Source organism: Desulfosporosinus metallidurans (assembly GCF_001936615.1).
Taxonomy (GTDB): Bacteria; Bacillota; Desulfitobacteriia; order Desulfitobacteriales; family Desulfitobacteriaceae; genus Desulfosporosinus; species Desulfosporosinus metallidurans.
This window is the reverse complement of sequence record NZ_MLBF01000011.1, coordinates 112,881-120,952: the sequence shown is the minus strand read 5'-3', so window position 1 is coordinate 120,952 and position 8,072 is coordinate 112,881. Positions and strand designations below refer to the sequence as shown.

General features: G+C 41.1%; 6 protein-coding genes. All 6 read left to right on the top strand.

The window, feature by feature from the left end:
* Positions 1–119: 119 nt before the first annotated feature.
* The 6 genes from DSOL_RS09830 to DSOL_RS09805 all read left to right on the top strand — a co-directional run bounded on the left by DSOL_RS09830 (position 120) and on the right by DSOL_RS09805 (position 7,970).
* Positions 120–2,210 (top strand): cell wall-binding repeat-containing protein, encoded by a 2,091-nt coding sequence (locus DSOL_RS09830; protein ID WP_075364692.1) that lies wholly within the window; start codon positions 120–122, stop codon positions 2,208–2,210.
* A gap of 195 nt (positions 2,211–2,405) precedes the next feature.
* Positions 2,406–3,788 carry a sugar transferase gene (locus tag DSOL_RS09825; RefSeq protein WP_075364691.1) on the top strand — a complete coding sequence of 461 codons (1,383 nt, stop codon included), beginning with the start codon at positions 2,406–2,408 and terminating at the stop codon, positions 3,786–3,788.
* Positions 3,789–3,932: 144 nt separating this feature from the next.
* Complete coding sequence (locus DSOL_RS09820) at positions 3,933–4,853, top strand: NAD-dependent epimerase/dehydratase family protein (RefSeq protein ID WP_075364690.1); 921 nt, start codon at positions 3,933–3,935, stop codon at positions 4,851–4,853.
* A gap of 32 nt (positions 4,854–4,885) precedes the next feature.
* The gene (gene gmd, locus DSOL_RS09815) at positions 4,886–5,923 is read left to right on the top strand and encodes a GDP-mannose 4,6-dehydratase (RefSeq protein ID WP_075364689.1); all 1,038 of its coding nucleotides are present in this window, start codon (positions 4,886–4,888) and stop codon (positions 5,921–5,923) included.
* Positions 5,923–6,699 (top strand): ABC transporter permease, encoded by a 777-nt coding sequence (locus tag DSOL_RS09810; protein WP_075364688.1) that lies wholly within the window; start codon positions 5,923–5,925, stop codon positions 6,697–6,699. The genes gmd and DSOL_RS09810 overlap by 1 nt, the downstream gene beginning before the upstream one ends.
* Before the next feature lie 11 nt (positions 6,700–6,710).
* A complete protein-coding gene (locus tag DSOL_RS09805; RefSeq protein WP_075364687.1) occupies positions 6,711–7,970 on the top strand; it encodes an ABC transporter ATP-binding protein in 1,260 nt (419 codons plus the stop codon).
* Positions 7,971–8,072: the final 102 nt, after the last annotated feature.

Sequence of the window (8,072 nt, the reverse complement as noted above, 5' to 3'; positions counted from 1 at the left end):
CTTCATATCCATAGTAGTCTGTGAATAGGCAAGATATCTTTTTCACTAGAGTAAAGAGGAAAAATAGGAATAACGTAGAAAGACTAAGATATCTAAATGAAGATAGGGAGAGTTGTCTAATGGTAGATAAAGATTCTCTAAAGATGAAGTATCACAAATTAGGAAGAAAATACAAATGGCTAACGCTAGTAATTTTCATATGCGTCCTTCAGATAACTTTTAATCGAAACGTTAACGCTTCTCCTTTGACTCATCGCATTGCAGGTTACACCCAGTATGATACTTCTTCAGATATCGCCAAAGAAGGCTGGTCACAGTCTGATTATGCAATTTTAGCCTATGGAGATAATTTCCCGGATGCTCTAGCAGCTGCACCCTTAGCTAAAAAGTATAATGCACCTATCTTACTAACTAAAGCTCAGAATTTAACACCCATAACTAAGCAAACTTTGCAAGATCTTAAAGTAAAGAGTGTGTATTTAGTGGGTGGAACTGCAGTAGTTTCCTTGACCGTTGAAAACCAAGTAAAAGATCTAGGAATCAATGTAACACGGTTGGCAGGGGGTGACAGGTATGATACTGCTATAGAAATTGCCAAACAGCTAGGAGACGTACAAGAACTATCCGTGGTTAGTGGTGATGATTATGCCGATGCGTTATCAATCTCCCCAATAGCCGCACAAAAAAATGCCCCTATTATATTAGTACCTAGAGATCATTTGACAAATAGTATTAAGAATTATCTAAGTTCAAATAACATATCTCATACATACTTAATTGGCACCACGGAGCAAATCAATGAGTCTGTATCAACCCAATTTCCCAATGTTGAAAGAATAACCGGAAGCGATAAGTACCTTCGAAATGTTGCCGTCTTAAATAGATTTAATAGTAACTTCGATTCGACTAAAATCTTTCTTGCAACTGGAAACGGCTTTGCAGATGCCCTAGCGGGAAGTGCTTACGCTGCTGCTCAGACTGCTCCTATTTTGCTTGTCGATTATGACTATAATCAAACTACTGGAGATTATCTTAACTCCAAGAGTAGTATAATTACGCAAATAAATATCCTTGGTGGAGATGTTATCATGCCTTCGGCATTAGTTCAGAAATATTTATATCCATCGTCACAGGAAACCCTGCAGGGCTTATCATATACCGCAAGTGAAATTGCCAAAAAGTTCAACCCTTCAATTGTTAATATTGAAGTCAGTGATTCAAATGGTATACCGATTGCCAGTGGTAGCGGATATATTATTGACTCCACTGGTAAAATTGCTACGAACTATCACTTAATCAAAGACGCATATTCTGCAAACGTTAAAACTAAAGATGGAAAGATCTTTGATGTTTTAAAAGTCTTGGCCTACGATTCTAAGCAGGATTTGGCCTTGCTTAAAATAGATGCAACAGGTTTACAACCAGTTACGCTCGGTGATTCAGACAAGATTGGTACCGGAGATAAAATTTACACCATTGGAAATCCCTCGGGTAAAGATGACACAATGAGTGATGGAATCATTAGCACCAAATCAGAAGTAATCGATGGAGCATCCTATATCCAAATCTCAGCCTCAATCTCTTCAGGGACAAGTGGTGGAGTGTTAGTTAATGAACAGGCCGAAGTAATAGGAACGACCACTGTAGATATGGCTGGTGGACAGAATTTATACTTGTCAACACCCATTAATTTGTTGAAGCCCATGTTAACGCAGGATATCAATCAAACACTGGCACAGCTGCCGCGCGAAAGCTCACCAACACCCGAACAGACGAAAAAAACTGATCAAGAATTTGCTGCTTATTTAAATAGTCAATATGGCGTAATGCCCATCGCTGGAAAGAGCGTTCGCTTTACTTGGAAGGTGAATGATTACAAATCGGGTGTAAGTGATATAAGCTTTCATGGCATGATGAATAGTGCCGATTATGGAAACTGGATTCAAATTATTAATGCGAACGCAAGAGCTGATATAATGCTTTACTTTGCGCAGATAAATAACGATATCGCTGAAAATTATCCCGGGAAGAGTTTTTCGGGGAGTGTTCTCTATCAAGATTATTACCCATATTTTGCGTCTCCTCAATTTCCGCCTAATGATGTCACGTTTGCTGGTGATGGAAAATGGTTGGTGAAACATACGATCGTGTCTTTTTATGATCTTTATAAGTTGAATACGTCTGAACCAAGGGTCAATGTTGCGGACTAATTAATGGTAGCACATTTCTTAACACAGAAACCAACAAACTTGTAATGTATACACAATTTCCTAATATATACTTCAATAGCCATACATACGCATATTTAGAAGAAGGATATATGTAAATAGCGTCGAATAATAAATTGTATTAAGAAGTTCTATTATGCGAAATTTTTTTTCTTGCAACAGTGGAGGTTAAACGAATTGTTGTACTCTGGAAGAGTAGCCCGACTAAGTGTACAGTTTTTTATCTCTGATATAATGGTCTATACCATAAGCGGTTTTTTAGTCGGGTATATGAAGTTCTTGAGTGATATATCAGTCATAAGTATAAACGCCTATTTAATAATGTTATTTATGATTGGTACAATCTTTCTTGGCTTATTGTATCTGTCGGGGAATTATGAAACCTCAGAGCTATTACAGGTTAGGCCACAGATTTATTTTCGCTCACTATTATATAGTGCTGCTTTTTTTTATGTTATCTCCTTTTACTTGCGTAATGTAAGCTATTCTCGTATCTATTTCACCGTCTTTTTTGTAGTTAATTTTACCTTGGCTATTATAGTAAGGTATCTTCTGGCGAAAGTTTATAAATTAAAATTAGGAGATGAGGCCAAACTTCCACTAGTGGCTATTGGCTTTGAGTCAAGTGCCGATAATCTTTTAGAGAAACTGGCCCGGGATATGGGACTCAGGGTAGTGGCAACGACCGACCTAAACACAGAAATAGAAGATATAGTAAAAAGTCATCACAAATTAGCCAGCACGTTGGGCGTAGTGAGTCCAAGGGATCTGGGCATGTTAGTGTATGAAGAACGTGTTGGTGAACTGGAGACACTTATATCCTACTGTGAGCTTAATTACATCCCGCTATATATTGTACCGTCAGTGAGCAGGTTATTATCGATACCCCTAAAGACAATCAATTATAAAGGAATTCTTATTTTTGGACCTCAAGACTTAATTGTCGATGGTGTCTCAAAACGGTTAAAAAGAGTAATGGATGTTATTCTAGCTGCCGCCGGATTAATTTTTACCTCTTGGCTATCGGTGCTTGTGTGGATAATAGTAAAGCTTAGTTCATCGGGACCCGCCATATTCGCCCAAGAACGATTGGGGTTAGATGGAAAGAGAGTGCGGATTTATAAGTTCAGGACAATGGTTGTGGATTCGGAGAGACAACTTGTTGCTTTGCTTGAAAACGAGGAGATCAATAAAGATTATCATGATAGTTTCAAGATCGAGAATGACCCGAGAATAACTCCGCTTGGTAAATATTTAAGGAAGCTTAGCTTGGATGAATTGCCACAGTTTATTAATATTTTAAAAGGTGACCTAAGTTTTGTTGGACCTCGCCCCATTGTGCCAGCGGAAATTGCTCGGTATGGTACCCATGGAAATGTGATCCTTCGGGTGAAACCCGGTCTTACTGGTCTATGGCAAGTAAGTGGGCGTAACGATGTGAGTTACGAAGATCGGATTCAAATGGACCTCTATTACATTCATAACTGGTCGCTTGTCTTGGACTTAAAAATAATCTTCCAGACAATTCCTGTCGTGCTGTTTGGTAAGGGAGCAATGTAGTGTCCAAGGATGATAAGCATAAGCGATTGGAAGGGTGGAAGTGGTAAAAAAGGATCGCACCTTGATACTTTAACTAAGTGCAAATAGATGTTTACTGTCCGTCGTAAGATAGCAGGTGATGTAACAGAGGAGGAAGATATTACAGTGCGAGCACTGATAACAGGGGTCAATGGCTTTGTTGGAAAATACCTGGTCAAAGAGCTTCAGGAGAAGGGCTACTCAGTGAGTGGAATCGGAATGGGGCCGTTTGATCAGCAAGGTGTTTATTATAAGGAAGTAAATATCATGGAGCGGATTGATTTGGAACAGGCGATGGAGGAACTAAATCCCGATATGGTATTTCATCTAGCAGGCTTGGCGTCTGTTAGCCAGTCTTGGCGTGATCCAAAGGCCTCGTTTGAAGTAAATGTGATAGGCACGATTAACTTGTTGGAGTCATTGAAGGGGAGAGAGGTTCGGGCAATCGTTTATGTTGGCTCCTCTGAGATTTATGGACCAGGACGACGTCTGGGGGAAAAATTTTGTGAGACCACGTCACCCAATCCGCAGAGCCCTTATGCTACCTCTAAGTATGCTGCGGAACGCATTGCATTACAGTTAGGTCAGGTGTACAAACTTCCTGTTGTCCTAACGCGTCCGTTCAATCATATTGGGGTAGGCCAAAATGAGGGCTTTGTCGTTCCCGATTTTGCTCGTCAAATAATAGAGACTTCAAAGCGAAATGAACCTATTCGAGTCGGAAGACTTGACGTGTATCGCGATTTCACGGATGTAAGGGATATTGTCCGAGCGTATCGTTTGTTGGCAGAGAAAGCTCCAGCGGGTGAAACATATAACATATGCTCTGGCGTGGGTAGAAAAATCAGCGACATTCTTGATCTTATGCGGACGGAATATGGAAATCTGGCTGTGGAACTTGATGAAAGCAAGATACGACCTGTGGAGAATATTTACTCCGTAGGAGATAATGATAAAATACGAACTGCAATTGGTTGGGAACCTCTTTATCCTATTGAGGATAGCTTGAGAGGGGTATTAGCCGAATGGAAGGAATGCTTGGTGTAAACTAAATTACGAGTCAAGAAGGGATTGTTTATATGAAACGTGCTTTAATAACCGGGATAACCGGTCAGGATGGTTCCTATCTAACAGAGCTGTTGTTAGAAAAGGGCTACAAGGTTTATGGGGTTGTCCGGCGTAAGAGCAAGGCGGATTATGGAACTGTGGAACATTTGAAGAAGGACATAGAATTTATCTATGCCGATATGACCGATATGGCCTCCCTAATTCGGGCCATGAAGATTGCTCAACCGGATGAAGTATATAACTTAGCTGCTCAGTCCTTCGTGGCCACTTCTTGGGAACAACCATTAGCAACTGCAGAAATTAATGCCATTGGGGTTACTAATATGCTTGAGTCTATTCGCGTTGTGAAACCCGAAGCGCGTTTCTATCAGGCATCGACCAGTGAGATGTTTGGCTTAGTGCAAGAGACTCCTCAAACAGAAACAACCCCCTTGTATCCACGGAGTCCTTATGGAGTAGCCAAGCTCTATGGGCATTGGATTACAAAGAACTACCGGGAAAGTTTCCAAATGTATGCGTGTTCAGGGATCCTATTTAACCATGAATCGCCGCGCCGGGGCATGGAGTTTGTCACACGTAAGATTACAGACGCTGTGGCGCGAATTAAGTGCGGTTTACAGGACACCCTATACTTGGGTAATATGGATGCCAAACGGGATTGGGGCTACGCGGGAGATTATGTGAAAGCCATGTGGCTGATGCTCCAGCAAAAGGAAGCGGATGATTACGTCATAGCATCGGGAGAGACTCACTCGGTACGTGAATTTGTAGAACTGGCCTTTCGACATGCCGGGATTGAGCTGGAATGGAGCGGAGAGGGCATAGAGGAAAAGGGAATAGACAAGAACTCTGGGAAGACTTTGGTGGCAGTTGACCAGAGATTCTTTAGACCAGCAGAAGTGGAAATACTCCTTGGTAATCCTTCCAAAGCGCAAAGCGTTTTAAAATGGGAACGGGCTGTAGGATTTGAGGAGTTAGTTCGCATGATGACGGAGGGGGATTTAGCGCGAGTGAGCGGGGAAGTGGCTGGAAACGGAGTCGACGCCTGATGGGATCGGTTTTTAATGAAATCTATGCTTACCGGGAACTGTACAAGAATATGGTGAAGCGGGATCTGCGTACTCGCTACAAAGCTTCATTTCTTGGGTTTATGTGGACCTTTATCAATCCTTTACTACAATTGGTTGTTTATTCGGTTATGTTTTCAACAATTATGCGCATGAATATAGACAAATATCCGATGTTTTTGTTCGTAGTACTCTTGCCCTGGCTCTTTTTTGCTAATACGACACAGGAAGCAACTAATCTTATCATTAGCAATAGTAATATTGTGAAAAAAGTCTACTTTCCTCGGGAAATTCTCCCACTTGCCTCAGCTACAGCGGGATTAGTGAATCTAGGATTGAGTTATATTATTGCTTTAGCAGCATTGCTACTGTTTCGAATTCCACTTCGGCCAAGTCTTATTTCCCTCCCTTTAGTTATGGGATTAGAGTTTATCTTCACCTTGGGCGTGAGTTTCATTGTTTCTGCAGTTAATGTTTATTTCCGGGATACTGAGCACATTTGGGGTATATTACTGATGGCATGGTTCTATCTGACTCCAATTGTTTATTCGGTAAATATTATCCCAGCTCACTACTTAAAGTATATTTTTTTTAATCCTTTAGTTACCCTGACTGAGGCTTACCGAGATATTCTATATTACGGTGTATTTCCCTATTTTCCTGGTTTGTTGATGTTTGCGCTATTATCTCTCTTTGTTTTAGTCTTTGGATATCTTGTTTTTAAACGACTGGCGAAAGGCTTTGCCGAACAGATATAGGAGTAATATAGATGGAATTTGCAATTGAAGTTACGGACATATGGAAAAAGTTTAGACTGTATAATGACCGAGCTCCCACGTTAAAGGAAAAAGTTCTTTTCACCAAACGGAGCAAACATGAGGATCTATGGGTCCTAAAAGGTGTTAATCTTTGCGTTGAAAAGGGAAAAACAATTGGATTGATTGGGCAGAATGGTTCAGGCAAGAGCACTCTTTTGAAACTTATGACACGGATAATTTACCCTGACCAAGGAGGTATTCGGGTTCGAGGGAAGGTCTCAAGCCTACTTGAGTTGGGAGCTGGCTTTCATCCGGATTTTAGCGGTATGGAAAATATCTATATGAATGCTGCAATTTTTGGACTAACAAAAAAAGAGATTGATGGAAAAATAGATGAAATTATCAGCTTTTCTGAATTGGAGGAATTCATAGATAGCCCTGTTCGAACTTATTCGTCGGGTATGTACATGCGGCTTGCTTTCTCCATTGCCATTAACGTGGAGCCTGATATTCTGTTGATTGACGAGATCCTGGCCGTAGGGGATGAAAACTTTCAGAAAAAGTGCTTTAACAAGATGAAGTCTTTTAAATCCCGTGGCACAACAATCGTGATTGTTTCTCACGGTCTTGGCTCACTGGAGATGCTCTGCGACGAGATTGCATGGTTGCACGAAGGAACGTTAGTTCGCCGAGGTATTCCGGCTGAGGTAGTGGGCGAATATCGGGCGATCATGTCTGGTGAAGAGAATCAGCGGGTAGAGGCAGAGAATCATCAACAGGAGGAGCGGGTCAGTGAAGAAGGAAATGGGGAAAATCTGGTATCCACGCAGGGGGGGAATGGAAAACGCTGGGGTGATGGTTCGGTGGAGATTGTAGATGTCGTTATCTTGGACCACTTAGGCCAGCGGAAATTTACTTTTGAATGTGGTGAGTCTTGTGTTATTGAGATGCACTGTAATAAGCATCGACCAGTAGCCAGCCTAGTATTCGGTATAGCAATCTATCGTAGAGACGATCTCTGGTGCTATGGAACAAATACTTTTATCGATAGGCATACTGTTGATGTTGAAGGATTGGATGAAGAGATCATCGTTAGGGTCAGCATTGATAAATTAAACCTGATGGAGGGCGAGTACTACCTCAATGTGGCTACTCATGACGAATATGCGAGTCCTTATGACTATCAAACGAACCGAGTGAGATTTTCAATATACTCGAACATAAAGGATTCAGGAGTATGTAGACTTGAGCATCAATGGTCCATCATCTAGATGTGATAATGAGCTGGAACAAAATATGCATATAAAGTATGGACAGGATTAATTCGATTATATTCACTAGGATGCAACTACCGAAAATTATCGTTTAGGAGT